General features: G+C 65.3%; 14 protein-coding genes. 11 read left to right on the forward strand and 3 right to left on the reverse strand.

Annotated elements, in window-relative coordinates; all coding sequences use genetic code 11:
• Positions 1-83: 83 nt before the first annotated feature.
• From ACTIFJ_RS05245 to ACTIFJ_RS05260, 4 genes are all read left to right on the forward strand, one after another.
• A complete protein-coding gene (locus tag ACTIFJ_RS05245; protein ID WP_439533039.1) occupies positions 84-521 on the forward strand; it encodes a c-type cytochrome in 438 nt (145 codons plus the stop codon).
• Positions 521-1,441, forward strand: a complete 921-nt coding sequence (locus ACTIFJ_RS05250; RefSeq protein WP_439533040.1) for a c-type cytochrome — start codon at positions 521-523, stop codon at positions 1,439-1,441. The genes ACTIFJ_RS05245 and ACTIFJ_RS05250 overlap by 1 nt, the downstream gene beginning before the upstream one ends.
• Positions 1,442-1,655: 214 nt before the next feature.
• Positions 1,656-2,372, forward strand: coding sequence for a response regulator (locus ACTIFJ_RS05255; RefSeq protein ID WP_439533041.1), 717 nt, complete (start codon positions 1,656-1,658; stop codon positions 2,370-2,372).
• Positions 2,369-3,787, forward strand: a complete 1,419-nt coding sequence (locus tag ACTIFJ_RS05260; protein ID WP_439533042.1) for an ATP-binding protein — start codon at positions 2,369-2,371, stop codon at positions 3,785-3,787. Before ACTIFJ_RS05255 ends, ACTIFJ_RS05260 begins: the two co-directional genes overlap by 4 nt.
• A 12-nt stretch (positions 3,788-3,799) precedes the next feature.
• On the opposite strand, the gene ACTIFJ_RS05265 is transcribed toward ACTIFJ_RS05260, so the two are convergent.
• From ACTIFJ_RS05265 to ACTIFJ_RS05275, 3 genes are read right to left on the reverse strand one after another with little or no spacing between them, the layout of a single operon-like run.
• On the reverse strand, positions 3,800-5,137 hold the full coding sequence (locus tag ACTIFJ_RS05265) for a c-type cytochrome (RefSeq protein ID WP_439533043.1): 1,338 nt from the start codon (positions 5,135-5,137) through the stop codon (positions 3,800-3,802).
• Positions 5,134-7,299, reverse strand: a complete 2,166-nt coding sequence (locus tag ACTIFJ_RS05270) for a molybdopterin cofactor-binding domain-containing protein (RefSeq protein ID WP_439533044.1) — start codon at positions 7,297-7,299, stop codon at positions 5,134-5,136. The genes ACTIFJ_RS05265 and ACTIFJ_RS05270 overlap by 4 nt, the downstream gene beginning before the upstream one ends.
• Positions 7,296-7,757 carry a (2Fe-2S)-binding protein gene (locus ACTIFJ_RS05275; protein WP_439533054.1) on the reverse strand — a complete coding sequence of 154 codons (462 nt, stop codon included), beginning with the start codon at positions 7,755-7,757 and terminating at the stop codon, positions 7,296-7,298. The genes ACTIFJ_RS05270 and ACTIFJ_RS05275 overlap by 4 nt, the downstream gene beginning before the upstream one ends.
• A gap of 376 nt (positions 7,758-8,133) precedes the next feature.
• Between ACTIFJ_RS05275 and ACTIFJ_RS05280 the strand changes: the two genes are divergently transcribed.
• The 7 genes from ACTIFJ_RS05280 to ACTIFJ_RS05310 form a co-directional block, all read left to right on the forward strand.
• Positions 8,134-10,959, forward strand: coding sequence for a TonB-dependent receptor domain-containing protein (locus tag ACTIFJ_RS05280; protein WP_439533045.1), 2,826 nt, complete (start codon positions 8,134-8,136; stop codon positions 10,957-10,959).
• 102 nt (positions 10,960-11,061) lie between these two features.
• Positions 11,062-12,048 carry a dihydrodipicolinate synthase family protein gene (locus tag ACTIFJ_RS05285; protein WP_439533046.1) on the forward strand — a complete coding sequence of 329 codons (987 nt, stop codon included), beginning with the start codon at positions 11,062-11,064 and terminating at the stop codon, positions 12,046-12,048.
• A gap of 44 nt (positions 12,049-12,092) precedes the next feature.
• Positions 12,093-14,135, forward strand: a complete 2,043-nt coding sequence (locus tag ACTIFJ_RS05290) for an outer membrane protein assembly factor BamB family protein (protein WP_439533047.1) — start codon at positions 12,093-12,095, stop codon at positions 14,133-14,135.
• Positions 14,136-14,152: 17 nt separating this feature from the next.
• Positions 14,153-15,673: a c-type cytochrome gene (locus ACTIFJ_RS05295; RefSeq protein WP_439533048.1), complete on the forward strand. Its 1,521-nt coding sequence runs from the start codon at positions 14,153-14,155 to the stop codon at positions 15,671-15,673.
• 46 nt (positions 15,674-15,719) lie between these two features.
• Complete coding sequence (locus tag ACTIFJ_RS05300; protein WP_439533055.1) at positions 15,720-17,750, forward strand: carbon starvation CstA family protein; 2,031 nt, start codon at positions 15,720-15,722, stop codon at positions 17,748-17,750.
• On the forward strand, positions 17,747-17,944 hold the full coding sequence (locus tag ACTIFJ_RS05305; protein WP_439533049.1) for a YbdD/YjiX family protein: 198 nt from the start codon (positions 17,747-17,749) through the stop codon (positions 17,942-17,944). The genes ACTIFJ_RS05300 and ACTIFJ_RS05305 overlap by 4 nt, the downstream gene beginning before the upstream one ends.
• Positions 17,945-17,962: 18 nt before the next feature.
• On the forward strand, positions 17,963-18,766 hold an 804-nt coding region (locus ACTIFJ_RS05310; RefSeq protein WP_439533050.1), incomplete at its 3' end, for an alpha/beta fold hydrolase.

The raw sequence follows: 18,766 nt of genomic DNA on the forward strand, positions 1-18,766 counted from the left end.
GCCGCGCTGCGGCGAGGTGCGCAATTGCGTCGCTGCGACATCTCGGCTGTTATGCTAGCGTAACCCTTTGAGGAGAGCCGACGATGAAGATCGCATTGATGCTTGCCACGGGATTCGCCATGGTCGCCGCCCCGGCCCTGGCCCAGACCGGACCGATCGAAACCCGCCAGGCGCTGATGAAGGCCAATGGCCGCGACGCCAAGGCCGGCGGCGACATGCTGAAGGGCGTCATCCCCTTCGATGCCACTAAGGCCCAGGCCATCTTCAAGAGCATGAACGACGTCGCCCGCAGTTTCGGCCAGCACTTCCCGGCCGGTTCGCAGACCGGTGGTGACACCGAAGCGGCGCCCAGCATCTGGGCCAAACCGGCCGAGTTCAAGGCGGCGCTCGCCAAGTTCGAGAAGGACACCGCCGCCGCCATGGCGGCCAAGCCGACAACGCTCGCCGCTTTTGGCCAGCAGTTCGGCATGGTCGCGCAGAACTGCAAGACCTGCCACGAAACCTTCCGCATCAAGAAGTAATGCGGCGCGCCGGCCTTCTGCTCGCCCTGCTGCTGGTCGGTGCCGCCGCCTTCTGGGCGCTGACCAGACCGTTGCGCCTCGAGGCCGACCAGATTGCCGACGAAGCGGGCGCCGACCCGACACGCGGCGCCCGGCTGTTCTGGGTTGGCGGTTGCGCGTCTTGCCACGCGCCCTCGGCCGCACGCGGCGATGACCGGCTGAAGCTGGCCGGCGGCGCCGCGCTGGAAACGAAATTCGGCAAGTTCCAAGCGCCCAATATTTCCTCGCACCCGACCGACGGCATCGGCGGCTGGAGCCTGGCCGATTTCGCCAATGCCATGCAGAAAGGCGTCAGCCCGGACGGTCGTCACTATTATCCGGCCTTCCCCTACAGCGCCTATCAACGGATGACGCCGGCCGATATCGCCGATCTCTACGCCTATCTAAAGACCATGCCTGCCGTCGCTGGCAAGGCGCCGGCAAGCGACATCTCCTTTCCCTACAGCCTGCGCCGCGGCATCGGTCTGTGGAAGCGGGCCTTCATGGCCGATGCGGGTCCGGTCGTCGCTCTCCCCGCCAACGCCTCCGCTGCCGCCCGGCATGGCCAGTATCTCGTCGAAGGACCGGGCCATTGCGCAGAATGCCACACGCCGCGCAGCCTCTCCGGCCTCGGCGGCCTCGATACGGCCCATTGGCTGGCCGGCGCCCCGGCGGCCGAGGGTGACGGCAAGGTGCCCGGCATCGACCCTGATAGCCTCGAATGGTCTGCCGCCGAAATTGCCGACTATCTGAAGACCGGCTTCACCCCGGAGTATGATTCGGTCGGCGGCTCGATGGCGACCGTCCAGCGCAACCTCGCCGAACTGCCGGACGTGGACCGGGCGGCGATCGGGGCCTATCTGAAGGCCTTGCCGGAGCAGGTGCCGGCTGCAGGCGGCTGATCGTCGCCTTGCCCGATGCGCGGCTGGCGGCGCTAAGAGGCTTGTGTCGGCCTTGCCGGGCGCAAGCGGACCTTATACAGTTCGCCTTTATTGTGTTGCAGGGCGAAAGTGTCGGCAATCAAGAGGCCCTTGTGAAGCGTTCGGTGCGGCTGTGGTCGTTTTCTGGACTTGGCTATGCTGATGATGGCGAAGCCAAGTGACGAGAGCGGCGACAGTGCCTGCGCCGGCTCCGGCACACCATCCAAAGCCGCACATTCTTGTTGTAGACGATGACCCTGAATTGCGCGTCCTGATCGGCAACTATCTCGCCGGACAGGATATGCGGGTCTCGCTCGCCAGCGATGGCCATGACCTTGATGCCCTGCTCGCCAGCGATGCGCCGGACCTGATCGTGCTCGACCTGATGATGCCCGGCGAGGACGGCCTTTCGATCGTCCGGCGTATCAAGGGCAATAATCGACCGGCGATCATCATGCTGTCGGCGATCGGGGAAGACATGGACCGCATCGTCGGCCTAGAGCAAGGCGCAGACGATTATCTTCCGAAACCGTGCAATCCTCGCGAATTGCTGGCGCGGATTCGGGCAGTGCTGCGCCGCCGTGAGCGCCAGGCCGGGGGGCCGGCCGTTCGCCTGCGCTTCGGCGACTGGACGCTTGATCTGGTGGCGCGCACGATCAGCCGTGTCGGTCGCGCCGAGGTTTCGCTGACCGATGTCGAATTCCGGACGCTGACCGCGCTGCTCGACCGCCCGAACATCATATTGTCGCGGGACAATCTGCTCGATGCCGCCAGGGGCGAGAATGTCGAGATCTTCGATCGCGCCATCGATGTGACGGTCAGTCGGCTACGGCGGAAGCTGGGGGAGGACGATCCAATCCGCACAATCCGCAGCGGGGGCTATATGATGACCCTGACCGCGGAGCCGGCATGAGCTTCCGCTTTGGCCGCCTGCCGCTGCTCTGGCAGACCCTGTGGCTGATCGTATTCACGCTGATCGCCTCGGGAGCGGTCTCGATTTTCTTCACCATGGCATTTCCGCAGCCGCGGCTCGACTTCTATGCGCTCCGTGACATCGCGGAATCGCTCGATGACCCGCGCGGGCTGCTACGCGGCCGATACTCCGATCCGCAACTTACCGTGTCCACGGTTGCCGAAGCGCCCACGACCGATGACAGCAACATGCGGACCCATGCGCAGATCAGTTCGGATCTTGCGGCGCAGCTCAAGGTGCCTGTTGAGCGCGTGCGCCTGTTCTACAAGGCGGACCAGACCAATTTCCCGTTTCGCTACAAGCAGAATGACGCCGGCGTGCCACTGCGCCTCGGCGAGCCGCAATTCTACAATACGGTCATCGCCGCCGTGCAGCAGGACGATGGCAGTTGGCGGATGGTGCGCACGCCGGAACGGCCGACAATCACACGTGTCCAGCGTCGGATTGTCTATAACTTCATCTTTGCGCTGCTTCTGGTGTTGCCGCTGGCCTATCTGTTTGCGCGACAGATGTCTGACCCCATCAAGCGGTTCGTCGCCGCCGCCGAACGGGCGGGTGCCGACAATGCGCCAGCGGTGCCGCTCGAAGGGTCGGTAGAGATGCGCAATGCGGCCCAGGCGATCAATGCGATGCAGAAACGGCTGGCTGATATGCTGGCCGAGAGGACGGCGATGATAGGGGCCATCGCCCATGATCTGCGCACGCCGCTCGCCCGCATCGCCTTTCGTATCGAGGGGGCACCCGATTCCGTGCGCTCGGCAGTAATGAACGATATCGAACAGATGCGGGCGATGATCGCGGCGACCATCGCCTTCATGCGCCCCGGTGGCGGCGAGCTTCTGCACATGCGGCCGGTCGACCTGTCACAGATCCTCGCAGTGATCGCCGCCAATGGGCAGGCGATGGGGCATGATTTGACGTTCGAGCCGCAGGCCGGCTGGATGCTTGGCGACGAGCTGGCGCTGGGCCGGCTGTTTCAGAATGTGGTCGACAATGCGCTGACCTATGGCGGAGGTGCAAAAGTGGCGATCAGAACCGAAGACGGGCGTGTGGTGGTGACGGTGGCCGACCAGGGACCCGGTATTCCCGAGTCGATGCTCGACGATGTGTTCAAGCCGTTCAATCGCGGCGACCCGTCTCGCAACCGTGCGACGGGCGGTGTCGGGCTCGGGCTGTCGATCGCGCGATCGATTGCCATCGCGCATGGCGGTATGCTGCATGCCCGCAACCGGCCCGAAGGCGGGCTGTTGATGACGGCAACATTTCCGGCAATTGCAGCGCCCGGCGATGCGATACTCGTCGCCGGTGACAGCCGGTCCCCCGCCGATGGTCAGGACGACCGCGCCGCCGCGTGAGCCGCCTGGAAATCAGTGCCGGCCTTCGACCCTCAACTGCGCAACCTGACGCTCATCGAGCTGCGACCCCTGCGAGCCGAACCGCGCCGAGACGAAATTGGCCACCGCCGCTACCTCGCCGTCCGACAGGGTCGAGCCGAACGCCGGCATCGGTGCCATGCCGTCCGGCGCCGGGCGCGGCACGCCATTGAGCACCGACTGGACGATATTGGCAGCGCCAGGATCATTGACGCCGCGCAGGCCGGTGAGCGTTGCATAGGGCGAAAGCGGGCTGACCCCGGTCCAGTCGTGGCAGCCGGCGCAATTGGCGGCGAACACCCGCTCGCCTTCGGAGCCGCCACTTGCTTTTGCGAAGCCCTCGGCGGCCGGGCGCGTCCGCCGCGGGCCAACGGTATCGATCGGCGGCAGCGTTCGCAGATAGGCAACGAGTGCGGCGATGTCATCGCCAGTCAGATAGCGCAGGCCATGGTCGATCGCCTCGCCCATCGGGCCGCCGGCGCCGCCGCGCCCGACCGCGAAGCCGGTGCGCAGATAGGTGGCCAGTTCAGCATCGCTCCAGCCGCCAATACCGGACTGCGCATGCGAGGTGAGGTTGTGCGCCATCCAGCCGCCGGTTAGCGCGCCCGCATATTTGCGGCGATTGTCCACTGCAAAGGCCGGGCCGCGCGGCGTGTGGCATTCGCTGCAATGGCCGAGCGCCTCGGCGAGATAGGCGCCGCGGTTCCATTGCGGCGAGCGCTGCTGGTCCGGGCGGAACGTCTCGTCCTTGGCGAACAGCCAGTTCCAGGCCGTCATCAGCCGGCGCTCGTTGAAGGGGAAGCCGAGCGTATTGACCGGCACCGGGAGCGCGGCAGGCGGCAGCGTGGCCAGCCAGGCGCGAATCGCCAGCGCGTCCGCCTCGGTCATTGCCGCATAGCTGGTGTACGGCATCGCCGGATAAAGCGGCGTGCCATCGCGCCTGACGCCGTGGCGGACGGCGGCCACGAACTGCTCGTCGGTCCAGCCGCCAATGCCGTGGCTGGGGTCGGGCGTGATGTTCGAGGAATGGATGTTGCCGAACGGCAGCGAGAAACTGCGGCCGCCGGAAAAGGCCGGGCGGCCCGGGGCGCTGTGGCAGGGCTCGCAATCCGCAGCCCGCACCAGATAGGCGCCGCGCTCGACCAGCGACGCGCCGCGAAGCGCCGCCGGAACGCCGGTCGGGTCGGGGCCGCGATAGGCGGCAAGCGCAACCGGATCGCCGCCGACGAGTTCGGCAGCAGCCGGCGCCGTGCGATACCAGGTGGCCACAGCGGCACCGCCGAGCGCCAGCAGCGCCACGCCGCCGAGCAAAAACCCTCCGACGCGCGTCATGCCCGTGCCCCTTTTACGAGCCGCGCCCGGTCGATCGGCATGCGCCGCAGCCGAATGCCGGTGGCATCGGCGATGGCATTGGCCAGCGACGGGATAGCGGCGGTGGTGCCGGGTTCGCCGACTCCGCCGGGCGCGTCGGTCGATGTGATCACATGCACCTCGACGGGCGGCGCCTCGGACATTCGCAGCACGCGGTAATCGTTGAAATTGCTCTGTTCGATCCGGCCGTTCCGCACCGTGATCTGCTCATGCAGGGCCGCGCCCAGCCCGAACAATATGCCGCCCTGGATCTGGGCGATGACCGTGTCCGGATTGACCGCCACCCCGCAGTCAATGGCACAGACATAGCGCGCCACCCGGACATCGCCTTCGGGTGTGACCTCGACCTCCGCCACCGTGGCAAGGTGCGAGCCGAACACGCTGTGCGATGCAAGCCCGCGGCCATGGCGCGCCGGCAGCTTGCTGCCCCAGCCACTTTTCTCGGCGACAACACGGACGGCATTGGCAAGGCGCGGTGTCGGGCCGAGCATCGCCAGCCGGAAATCGACCGGATCGCGCCCGGCCGCCCGCGCCAGTTCGTCGATGAAACACTCGACGGCGAACATGGTGTTGTTGGGGCCGACCCCGCGCCAATAGCCGATCGGTACCGCCAGCGGCTCCGAATGGACATAGTCGACGCGCTGGTTCGGGATGTCATAGGGCAGTTCGGTGGCACCATCGACCGAGCCATTGTCGAGCCCGTCCTTCGGCGGCTTGCCGCTCATCCGCAGCTGCACCGAGCCCGCCGAAACCTTGTGCGACCAGCCATGAATGTGCCCGTCCCGGACCGTCGCCGCCATGCGATTATGATAGACCGGGCGAACCGTGTCCTGGCGGATATCCTCCTCCCGCGTCCACATCACCTTGACCGGGCCTTCCACCTCGCGGCCGATCCGCACGGCGGTCTCGATCATGTCCACGTCCAGCCGCCGGCCGAAGGCGCCGCCGAGCATATGGTTGTGCAGCGTTACCTTGCCAGGCGGCAGCCCCAGCACCTTGGCGGCCTGCGCCTGGGCGCGGGTCTGGACCTGCGTACCAACCCATAGTTCGCAGCTGTCGGCAGTGACATGGACGGTGCAGTTGAGCGGTTCCATCGGCGCATGGGAGAGGAACGGCAGCTCATATTCGGCCTCGATCATCTCCCCCTCGCCCAGCGCCGCCGTCGCGTCACCCTGCTCATGGGCGAGGACGCCGGGCTTTCGGCTGTCCTGCCGGAGCGACTCCCAAATGGCTGCCTGGCTCAGCCCGGCATGCGGCCCGTCCGCCCAGTCGATTGTCAGTGCGCGCATGCCCTTGATGGCGGCCCAGCTGTTCTCGGCCACCACCGCCACGAGATTGTCGAGCACCACCAGCTGGCGGACGCCCGGCATCGCCCGCGCGGCCCGGTCATCGACGCCGCGCACCATCCCACCGATCATCGGCGCCGCCGCGATCGCCGCGACCGGCACCGTGCCCGGAAACACATCGATGCCATAAACGGCGGCGCCGACGACCTTCTGCGGCGTGTCCAGCCGCCGCGGCGAGGTGCCGATCAGCTTGAAATCCTCGGCCCGTTTCAGGCCCGCGGGCACCCGCAACCGGATCGTCGCCGCGCGGGCCGCCAGATCGGCGTAGGCCAGCGATCGCGTGCTGGCGGCATCGGTGATCTTGCCCTCTGCGGCGGTCAGCGTGTTGACTGGAACCCCCAGCTCGAGCGCGGCCGCCTGCAGCAACAAGGCGCGCGCATCGGCACCGGCCTGGCGCAGCTGCAGATAGAAGCCGCCGCGCATCGAGTTCGACCCCCCGGTGCCCTGGCGCTGGCGGGGGCCGCCATAGAGCAGGTCATCGGGGCCGGCATGCTCGATCCGTACCATCGCCAGCGGCACCTCGAGTTCCTCGGCGATCAGCTGGGCATGGCCGGTGTGGACGCCCTGGCCCATTTCCTGCTGGGGCATGATCAGTGTGAAGATCCCGTCCCGGCCGAGCCGGATGAAGGCATTGGGCGCGAAGACCGCATCGCCGATAGCCGCCTCCTCGGCGAGCAGCGGCCCGAGCCGGAAGCCGAGCAGCGTCGTCGCCCCGGCGATGACGCCGGTGCCGAGCAGCGCCCGGCGGGAGAGCCCTGCGCGGGAACCTGCCGTCATGCGGCGTCTCCGGCGGCCTGCTTAATGGCGGCGCGGATGCGGTTGTACGTACCGCAGCGGCAGATGTTGCCGGACATTGCGGCATCGATATCGGCATCGTCGGGCTGGGGATTGTTGGCCACGAGCGCGGTTGCCGACATGATCTGTCCCGACTGGCAATAACCGCACTGGACGACTTCAAGATCGAGCCAGGCCTTCTGCACGCGGGCGCCGGCAGGTGTCGCGCCTATTCCCTCGATGGTGGTGACGGCGCGATCCTTGACCGCGGTCCAGGGCATCAGGCAAGCGCGCACGGGCTTGCCGTCGACATGAACGGTGCACGCCCCGCACAACGCCAGCCCACAGCCATATTTGGTGCCGGTCAGCGCCAGCAGATCCCGCAGAACCCAGAGCAGCGGCATATCATCGGGCGCGTCGACATCGCGCGGAGTGCCGTTGACGTTCAATAGTGCCCGCATCCCTGCCGCAACTCCCGCCGCCATCGTTGGGCAGCTCCCCAATTGTGGCCTTAAGGCATACGCCAAAAGTTTTTATCGCGTGTTTCAATCCTGTAATGCAGTTTGAAGCCTGCCGCGCTTAACTTGAACTCAGAAAAGAGCGACCGGCGAAAAGCCAGGCGACAATCCAGGGAAGGAATTGCAGTCATGAACTTGCATTCGGACAATTCTGACTAGTTCACGAGTTTGTTCAAGATGTTGACGGGGTATCCGGCGCGGCAAAAATTGCCGCCGGAGAATATCAACCAATTATAAAATCAAACAGTGGGAGGGTTAAGTCTTGATCAGGAACCATCTTTTCTTCGCGGCGTCTGCAGGCGCAATCGTTGCCGGACTGATGATGCCCAGCGTGGTGGCCGCCCAGGCCGCAAAGTCTGGCCCGGGGACGGACGCAACCAGTGCCGCGGTCGACGCGCCCGAGGAAGCCATTGTCGTCACCGGAAGCCGCCTGGCGGTTTCCGGCTATACAGCGCCGACGCCGGTCACGGTGGTGGGCGAAGAGCTCATCCAGCGCGACGCCAAGATTTCGATCGGTGACACGATCCGCGAACTGCCGGCGGTCGGCGCCTCGTCCTCGCCCAACAATGGCCAGGGCGCCGGCAACATCGTTGGCGGCATCACCGGCCTCGACACCATCAACCTTCGCCAGCTCGGCGTGACGCGCACGCTGGTGCTGTTCGATGGCCAGCGTGTCACCCAATCCAACGTTACAGGCCAGGTCGACATCGGCACCATGCCGACGATGCTGGTCCAGCGCATCGATGTGGTGACCGGCGGCGCCTCGGCAGCCTATGGCTCGGACGCGGTGGCCGGCGTCGTCAACCTGATTCTCAACCGGAATTTCGACGGCCTGCGGATCAGCGCCGAAGGCGGCAACAACTCTAACTGGGACCAACGCAGCTACCGGCTGCAGATGGCGGCGGGCACCGGTTTTGCCGGTGACAAGGGCCGGCTGATCTTCGCCGCCAACCATCAGGACAGCCCGCAGACGATCTTTTCCAACCAGCGGAGCTGGAACCGCTACACGCAGCTGGTCAACAACCCGGCTTTCGCCGTCGGCAATGGCCAGCCCCGCCTGATCCATGCCGACAATGTCGGGCTTTCCAACGCCACGACCGGCGGCCTGATCACCAATGTCGCGACCAATCCGGCGAGCCTCAGGAACATCCAGTTCGGCCCGAACGGTACTACGTCCACCTTCACGCCCGGCATCGTCTCCGGCGGCGTCGCTTCCGATGTCGAGACGCTGCACCCTTCCATCAGCAACCTGACGACCGAGTTCCGCGCAACGACGCTGTTCGGATACGGGTCGTACGAAGTCGCCGATTGGCTGCGCATCTCGTTGCAGGGCAATTACGGCCGCACGCGCGCACGCAACAATTCGGTGCCCTACACCCGACTGGGCAACATCGTCGTGCGTTCTGATAATGCCTTCCTGCCGCAGTCGGTCCGCGACCAACTGACCGCCGCCGGGGCGACCCAGTTCAATTTCGGCACGACCAACATGAACAACATCACGCCCGGCGATTATGATCTCGATGACTTCGAACAGTCGCTCGGCATTCCGGTTGCCGTCACCGAACGGACGCTGAAGCGCGGCGTGCTATCGTTCGAGGGCGATATCGGCGGCGGCTGGACATACAATGCCTATGCCCAGATCGGCAAGGTCATCGTCGACCAGAGCACCACCAACAACACCATCGTATCGAACTACAACAAGGCCATCGATGCGGTGCGGAACACCGGCGGACAGATTGTCTGCCGCGTCAACGCCGACACCAACCCGGCTAATGACGATCCGGCTTGCGTGCCGCTCAACATCTTCGGCACCGGCGTCGCCTCGCCCGAGGCGATTGCCTATACCAATATCGGGCCGGGCGTGAACTTCCAGCGCCAGGATCTCGAACAGCAGGTCTATGCCCTGTCATTCCAGGGCACGCTGCCATTCAGCATGCCGGCTGGTGAAATCCCGATCGCATTCGGCGGCGAGTATCGCACCGAGGAAGGCAACATCACCGTAGACGCCGGCGCGGCCGCCCGCATCTATCCGGTGGCGAACTTCGTTGCATTCAGCGGCAAGTACAATGTGAAGGAAGCGTTCGTCGAACTCGATGTGCCGATCATCAAGGATGGCTTCATCAAGTCGCTGAACATCAATGGCGCCGCGCGCGTTACCGACTACAGCACCAGCGGCACCGTCACCACCTGGAAGGTCGGCGTGACCTCGGAACTCAACGACTCGATCCGGCTGCGCGCCACCTATTCACGCGACATCCGGGCGCCCAACCTCAACGAGCTGTTCAGCGCCGGCATCAGTACCCAGGGCCAGTTCCGCGATCCGCGCCAGCCGGCGGGCAGCCCGCTGGTCACGGTGTTCTCGGTGGTCAGCGGCAACCCCGATCTCGATCCGGAAGTCGCCAAGACCTTCGCGGCCGGTGTCGTGCTTCGGCCAAGCTTCCTTGACCGCTTCACGCTGTCCGTCGACTATTACAACATCGCCGTGGCAGGATCGATCGAATCGGTGAGCACGACGCAAATCGAAGATCGCTGTCTCGCCGGCGAACAGGTTTTCTGCGAATCCTATGTTTACAACAGCGCCGGTCAGTTCGTGGAGTTCCGCCGGGCCCCGCTCAACCTGGCATCACGCAAGACCAGCGGCCTCGACTTCCAGGCTGATTGGTCGGTACCGTTGTTTACCGGAAACCTGCAATTCCGCTTGCTTGGCAATTATGTGATCACCGGCACGCAGGAGTTGCTCGGCAACGTCAATAGCTTCGTCGGATCGCTCGGCGCGGATTCGACGGCGACCGGTTTCCCGCGGGCCCGTGGCAACTTCTCGGCCACTTATGCCAGCGGGCCGTTCTCGGGCACCTTCCAGACGCGCTTCATCGGCGCCGCCAAGCTCAATGTCGACTGGGGCCCGCTTGACGTGGATGACAACAGCATCCCGCCGATCGCCTATATCGACCTGCGCGCGAGCTATCAGCTGACCGAGGAAGTCCAGCTGTTCGGGGCGGTCGACAATCTGCTCAACACCGCCCCGCCCAATGTTGCGGCCGGTCCTACGCGCGGCTTCTCGGTCACCTACTTCGCGCCGATCCGGAACGACATTTACGATGCCATCGGCACGTCCTTCCGGGTGGGTGCGCGGTTGAAGTTCTGAGCCTGGCTATCCTCCCCGCCGCATTGGCCGGCCGGGGAGGATGTGCCACGATCAACTGAAGACGCCGATATCGGCATGAATATTGGGAGGACAGACATGGACATGACGCGCAGGGGAAGCCTCGGCATGATCGGCGGGATGGCCGCTTCCGGGCTGCTCGCCGGCACCGCGGCCAGCGCCCAGACGATGAAGCTCGGCAGCCCAACCAAGACGATGTACTGGGTGGCCTCGGTCACGCCGTGCAACGCCAATGGCCAGTTCGATCCCGGGGCGATGCAGGCGATCATGCAGTGGCACCGCAAGTCCGGCGCCGACGGCGTCGTCGTGCTCGGCACCTCGGGCGAGTTCGCCTCCTTCTCGGTTGCCGAGCGCAAGGCGATCGCCGAGGTCGTGCTCAAGAACAAGAATGGCATGAATGTCATCGTCGGGCCGGGCACGGCCAACATCACCGAGACGATCGATCTGGCCAGGCATGCGCAGGACAATGGCGCCGACGGGCTGCTGGTGATCCCGCCCTATTATTTCAACACGCCGCCGCTCGCCGGGCTGACGCAATATTACAGGCAGCTGTTCGATGCGGTGCAGGTGCCAATCAACCTCTACCATATCCCGGGCATGAGCGAGGCACCGATTACCATCGAGCTGATGAACAACCTCAAACAATATCCGCATCTTGCCGGCATCAAGGATTCGTCCGGCAGCGCCGAGGGCTATGCGGCGTTTCTCGCCGCCTTCCCGCAGCTCAACATGCGCTGCGGCACCAGCAACAATCTGGAGCCGGCGCTCAATGCCGGGATGGGCACCATCCTCGCCGACGGCAACATGTGGTCCAGCCGCTGCGCCGACATCTTCAAGGCCTATCGCGCCAAGGGCGACTGGAAGGCGCAATTGCAGCGTCTGCGCGCCACCCAGGCGATCATGCGCCCGGCAACGCAGGGCACCAACACCTATGCGGCGATGAAATATGTCCTCGGCCTGCAGATGGGCGGGCCGCGCATGTACACGCGCGTACCTTATGACCAGCTCAGCGACGAACAGATGGCCTCGATGAAGGCCGCACTCGAGCGTGTGCAGCGCGAAGTCGCATGAAAATTCGGGGAGGAACGATGAGGCAGATGGGCATGACTCGAACAATGACGCGCACGATACTGGCAGCCGCCCTGTTGGGCGTCGCCGGTGCCGCCATGGCACAGACCGCGCTGCCGGCCGCACCGAACACCGACTGGCCGACCTATAACGCCGATCTCGCCGGCAGCCGCTACCGGCCGTTGGAGCAGATCAACGCCAGCAACTTCAACGATCTCGAAGTCGCCTGGCGGTTCAAGACCGACTCGATCGGCACGCGGCCCGAGTACAAGCTGGAAGGCACGCCTCTGGCGGTGGGCGGCCGCATCTACGCCACCGCCGGCACCCGGCGCGGCGTCGTGGCGCTCGATGGCAAGACCGGCGAGCTGCTGTGGATGCACAGCCTGCGCGAGGGCGAGCGCGGCGCCGCTTCGCCGCGTGCCCTGTCGGGCCGCGGCCTGTCCTATTGGACCGACGGCACCAACGAGCGCATCCTCTATGTCACCATCGGCTACCAGATGATCTCGCTCGACGCCAAGACCGGCCAGCGCGACCCCAATTTCGGCGAGAACGGCATTGTCGACCTTAAGAAGGATTTCGACCAGGAGTTGGATCCGGTCACCGGCGAGGCCGGGCTGCACGCCGCGCCCGCTGTCTCGGGCAACACCATCGTCATCGGCGCCGCCTTCCGGGAAGGATTCACGCCGCGCACCGCCAACAACAACAAGGGCTATGTGCGCGGCTATGACGTCCGCACCGGCAAGCGGAAGTGGATCTTCCACACCGTGCCGAAAAAGGGCGAGGTCGGCTATGACAGCTGGCTGAAGAATTCGGCCGAGGGCAATGGCAATACCGGGGTCTGGACGCAGGTTTCGATCGATCCCGAGTTGAATCTTGCCTATCTGAACGTCGAATCCGCCACCAGCGACTTCTACGGTGGCCATCGTCCCGGCAACAATTTGTTCGCCAACTCGCTCGTCGCGGTCGATCTCGAAACCGGCCAGCGCAAATGGCATTATCAGCTGATCCACCACGAGATCTGGGATCTCGATGCCTCCTCGGCGCCGCTGCTGATGGACGTCACCGTCAGCGGCAAGCCGCGCAAGGTCGTCGGCATCCCCAGCAAGCAGGGCTTCTTCTATGTGCTGGACCGCGTCACCGGCCAGCCGGTGTGGCCGATCCGCGAGACCAAGGTGCCGCAGGGCGATGTCCCGGGCGAATGGTATTCGCCCACCCAGCCGATCCCGTCGAAGCCGCCGGCCTATTCACGCAACGGCTTTTCCGAGGCCGATCTGATCGATTTCACCCCCGCGTTGAAATCGGAGGCGCTCGAGGTCGTCAAGAATTACAAGCTCGGCCCGGTCTACACACCGCCGATCGTCAGCACGCCCGAGAAGCTGGGGGTCATCAACAACTGGGCACAGGGCGGCACCAACTGGCCGGGCGGCTCGTTCGATCCGGAATCGGGCATCGCCTATGTCTATGCCTGCCAGGCCTGCATTTCCTCCACCGGCCTGCAGCGGCCGCCCGAAGGCCTGTCGGAGATAGACTGGGTGGTCGGCGTCGCCGGTCAACCGGTGGTGATGATCATGGGTCCCGGCGAAGGCGCCGGCGCCGACACCCCAGCCCCGAAGCCGGCCGCCAATCCGGCGCCCTCGGCCCCGGTGCGGCGCCTGAATGTGCAGGGCCTGCCGCTGGTGAAGCCGCCGTACGGCACGATCAGCGCCATCGACGTCAACAATGGCTCGATCAAATGGCAGATTCCGCATGGTGAGACGCCGGACTTCATCCGCAACAGCCCGCTTCTCAAGGGCCTCGATATCCCGAGAACGGGCCAGGCGACTTATCAGATCGGCACGCTCGTCACCAAGACCCTTGTCATCGCTGGCGAAAATCAGGTGACTGCGCCCCCGGGCCGGCCGCGCGGCGCCATGCTCCGCGCCTATGACAAGCAGAGCGGCAAGGAAGTCGGCGCCGTCTGGATGTCCGGCCCGCAGAGCGGATCACCGATGACCTATGCGATCGACGGCCGCCAGTACATCATCGTGGCGACCAGCGGCGGCACCTCGACAGGCGAGTATATCGCCTTTGTGCTGCCCGAGCAGCGCTGAGCTGAAAGGAATTATGCGTGCGTAACAAATTGAAACTGCTTGCCACGGCTGCCGTCATGGCCGGCGTTGCCGCCAGCGGCCAGCTGCAGGCGCAGATGGCCGAGTTGACGACCTGGAGCGGTGTCTACACCGAGGAACAGGCGACGCGCGGCGCCACCGCCTATAGCCAGAGCTGTGCCGTGTGCCACGGCGTCTCGCTGGGCGGCACCGGCGAGGCACCGCCCGTCGTCGGGCCGGAGTTCATCGCCAATTGGAACGGCCAGTCGCTGGGCGACTTGTTCGAACGCATCCACAAGACGATGCCGTTCAATGCCCCGGGCTCGCTGAGCACGGCGACCAATGCCGACATTCTGGCGCATGTGTTGAAGGTCAACGGCTTCCCGGCCGGCGACACCGAGCTAGCCCGACGCGCCGAGATGCTGATGGGCATCACCGTCCAGGCCCAGCGGCCGGCAGGCGTAGGGGCCGCTGCGGCCCCGACGCCGGCTGCCAGCGCCCCCGTTACCCCCTCCACAGCTGCCGCCCCTGCCCCCAGGGCGCGTGGCGAGATGGCGGCCGTCCCGGCGGCGTTGCTTGCACCGCCGACCGGGGCGAACGCGCCCAACAGCCAGGCAAACCCCTACCGGAGGGACCTAAGTTTTTTTAAGTTGCCCGCTGGGCGGACCATGGGTTCGACCAGCGGGGTCGCTGTCGATAGCAAGGGCAATATCTGGATAGCGGATCGCTGCGGCGTTAACAGCTGTGCCGACAGCGACCTCGACCCGATCATGATGTTCGATTCCGAGGGCAATTTCGTGCGCGCCATCGGCCGCGGCATGTTCCTGTTTCCGCACGGCTTCTACATCGATGCCCAGGACAATATCTGGGTCACCGACGCGCGCGCCGCCGACGGCAAGGGCGGCCAGATCGTCAAATTCTCGCCCGACGGAAAGGTGCTGCTGACCCTCGGCAAGGCCGGCGTATCAGCCGAGGCAGAGGACAGTTTCCTCGAGGCTTGCGCTGTTGCAGTGGCCCGTGACGGGACGATCTTCGTCGCCGACGGCCATTCAGCTGGCAAGCCGTCGCGGATCATGCTGTTCACGCCCGAAGGCAAGTTCATCAAGCAATGGGGCCAGCGCGGCGCCAATCCGGGTGAGATCGAGGTGGCCCATGCAATAGCCCTCGATTCAAAGCAACAGGTCTATGTCGGCGACCGTTGGAACAACCGCGTCCAGATCTTCGACCGGAACGGCAAGACCCTTGCTTCATGGCTTCAGTTCGGCCGCCCGAGCGGCGTTTTCATCGATGAGAACGACATGCTTTACGTCGCCGACTCGGAATCGCGCAGCCCCGTCGGCTATGGCTATAATCCTGCCTTCAAGCGCGGCATCCGCGTCGGTTCGGTCAAGGACGGCGTCGTCCGCGCCTTCATCCCCGATCTCGAGCCGAATCCGGACAGCGGCGCCACTAGCGGTGCCGAAGGCATCTGGGCAGACGGCAAGGGTGTGATCTACGGTGCGCAGGTGAAGGAACGCGTCGTCGCGCGTTACACGCGATAACCTAGGCACGACCGCCAACAGGAGACTGAATCTGATGACGAGTGCCATGGCGAAACATGGCGTATGGATGGTGGTCGCGCTGGTCGGGGCCCTGTCCTTGGCGGTGATCGCATCCGCACGCGGCGAAGCGATCAACGCGTTGTGGCTGATCGCGGCGTCCGGCGCAGTCTATCTGATCGCCTATCGCTATTATTCCCGCTTCATCGCTGACCGGGTGCTCGGCATCGATCCGTCGCGGCCGACCCCGGCCCATACCCGCAACGACGGGCTCGACTATGTGCCGACCAACCGGCATGTGCTGTTCGGCCACCATTTCGCGGCGATTGCCGGGGCGGGGCCGCTGGTCGGCCCGGTGCTGGCCGCCCAGATGGGTTATCTTCCCGGCATGCTGTGGATTCTGTTCGGCGTGGTGCTCGCCGGCGCCGTCCAGGATTTCATCATCCTGTTCATCTCGATGCGGCGGGATGGCCGGTCGCTGGGCGAACTCGTGCGAATGGAGATGGGGCCGGTTGCCGGCGTCATCGCACTGTTCGGCGCGTTCCTGATCATGCTGATAATCCTCGCCGTGCTGGCGCTGATCGTCGTGCGGGCGCTGGCGGAGAGCCCTTGGGGACTGTTCACCGTCATGGCGACGATCCCGCTGGCGATGCTGATGGGACTGTACCTGCGCTTCATCCGCCCTGGCCGCGTCGGCGAAGTGTCCGTAGTTGGCTTCGTCGGGCTGATACTGGCAATCGTCTTCGGCCAGAACGTGGCCGCTTCTCCGGTCTGGGGGCCGATTTTCACCCTCACCCCCACCCAGCTCGCCTGGGGGCTGATCGGCTACGGCGCCGTGGCTGCCGTGCTGCCGGTCTGGCTGCTGCTGGCGCCGCGTGACTATCTCTCGACGTTTCTCAAGATCGGCGCCATTGCAGCACTTGCCATCGGCATGGTCATCGTCGCGCCGGAGCTGCGCATGCCGGCCTTTTCGCGCTTTGCCAATGGCGGCGGGCCGGTCTGGTCGGGCTCGATGTTCCCGTTTCTGTTTATTACCATCGCTTGTGGCGCGGTCTCGGGTTTCCACTCGCTGATCTCGTCGGGCACCACGCCGAAGCTGATCGCCACCGAAGGCGATGCCCGCTTCATCGGATATGGCGCGATGCTGATGGAAAGTGCCGTCGCCATGATGGCGCTGATCAGCGCCTCGATCCTCGATCCCGGCGTCTATTTCACCATGAACAGCCCGGCCGCGGTGATCGGCACCACAGCGGAATCGGCAGCGGCCGCGGTGACGGCGATGGGCTTCCCCATCGATGCCGCCACTATCACTCGCACGGCGGCCGAAGTCGGCGAAACGTCGATCATCTCGCGCACTGGCGGCGCGCCGACGCTGGCCGTGGCGATGGCGGACATCTTCTCGGCGATGTTCGGCGGCCCGGCGATGAAGGCCTTCTGGTATCATTTCGCCATCCTGTTCGAGGCGCTGTTCATCCTGACCGCGGTCGATGCCGGCACCCGCGCCGGACGCTTCATGCTGCAGGATTTGCTTGGCCTCATGTCGCCGCGCTTCCGGGACACATCGGCACTGGTGCCCGGCCTGATCGCCACTGGCCTCACGGTTTCGGCCTGGGGCTGGTTTCTCTATCAGGGGGTCACCGACCCGCTGGGAGGCGTCAACACGCTTTGGCCGCTGTTCGGCATCTCCAACCAGATGCTCGCCGCGATTGCGCTGATGCTTGGCACCGTGGTGCTATTCCGCATGAAGAAGCAGCGCTACGGATGGGTGACCGCCCTACCGGCGGCCTGGCTGGTGATCTGCACGATGAGCGCTGGCTGGCTGAAGCTGTTCTCCGCAGACCCCAAGGTCGGCTTCCTGTCGCACGCCGACCTGTTCTCGGCGGCGATGGCGCGCGGCGAGCTGCTGGCGCCGGCGAAAACCGTCGGCCAGATGCAGGCGATCGTCCTCAACGATCGGGTCGACGCGGCCTTGTGCGCGATCTTCATTGTCTTGGTTGTCGCAATGCTGTTCTACACCGTCCGCGCCTGCCGCGACGCGCTGGGCCAACCGCGGCCGACGACCAAGGAGGTATTCGCATGAGCGGCACCGGCTTGCGGCGCGCCTGGCAGCTGGCGCAAGACATGGCGCGACTGGCGGTCGGGATTCCGTCCTACAACACCTATGTCGATCATATCCGCCACAAGCACCCGGACCGTGAACCAATGACCCAGGCCGAATTCTTCCGGGAACGCCAGGCCGCCCGCTACACGGGGGGCAGCGGCCGCTGCTGCTGAGCAGGAGAGGATAGTTCAATGCGCTGGCTGATCGTCACCGCCCTGATGCTGGCCGCCAGCGCTGCCAGCGCCCAGACCCGCCCGCTCGGCGCCAACCTCGAGCAGTTTGCCTATCCCTTCCCGGTCCAGTGGTTCGAGGGTCGCTCGCAGGGCGCTCCGGTGCGCATGGCCTATCTCGACGTGGCGCCGGTTGGAAATCCCAAGGGCCAGACCGTCGTCCTGCTCCACGGCAAGAATTTCTGCGCCGCCACCTGGGAGGGCAGCATCACCGCGCTGTCCCGGCAGGGTTATCGAGTGATCGCGCCGGATCAGATCGGCTTCTGCAAATCGTCCAAGCCGGCCGGCTATCAATACAGCTTCCACGCGCTGGCAACACTGACCCGCGACCTGCTGGCGAAGGCGAACGCCGGGCCCGTGGTGCTGGTCGGCCACTCCACCGGCGGCATTCTCGCCGTCCGCTTCGGGCTGCTCTATCCCGAACTGGCGTCGTCACTGGTGCTGGTCAATCCGCTGGGCCTCAACGACACCATCGCCGAAGGCGTGCCCTATGCCGATCTCGGCGACCTCCGCGCCGGCGAGAACAAGACCGATGCCGCGTCCATCAAGGCCTATCAGCTGCGCACCTATTATGGCGGCAACTGGAAGCCGGCCTATGATCGATGGGTCGAGATGCTGGCCGGACAATATGCCAGCCCGGACGGCGACATCGTCCGCGATGCCCAGGCCCGGCTCTCGGACATGATTCAGACCCAGCCCATCGCCGCCGAGCTGGGCCGGCTGGCCATGCCGGTTACGCTGATCATCGGCGGCAAGGACCTCACC

Source organism: Polymorphobacter sp., from assembly GCF_051860865.1.
Classification (GTDB): Bacteria; Pseudomonadota; Alphaproteobacteria; order Sphingomonadales; family Sphingomonadaceae; genus Sandarakinorhabdus.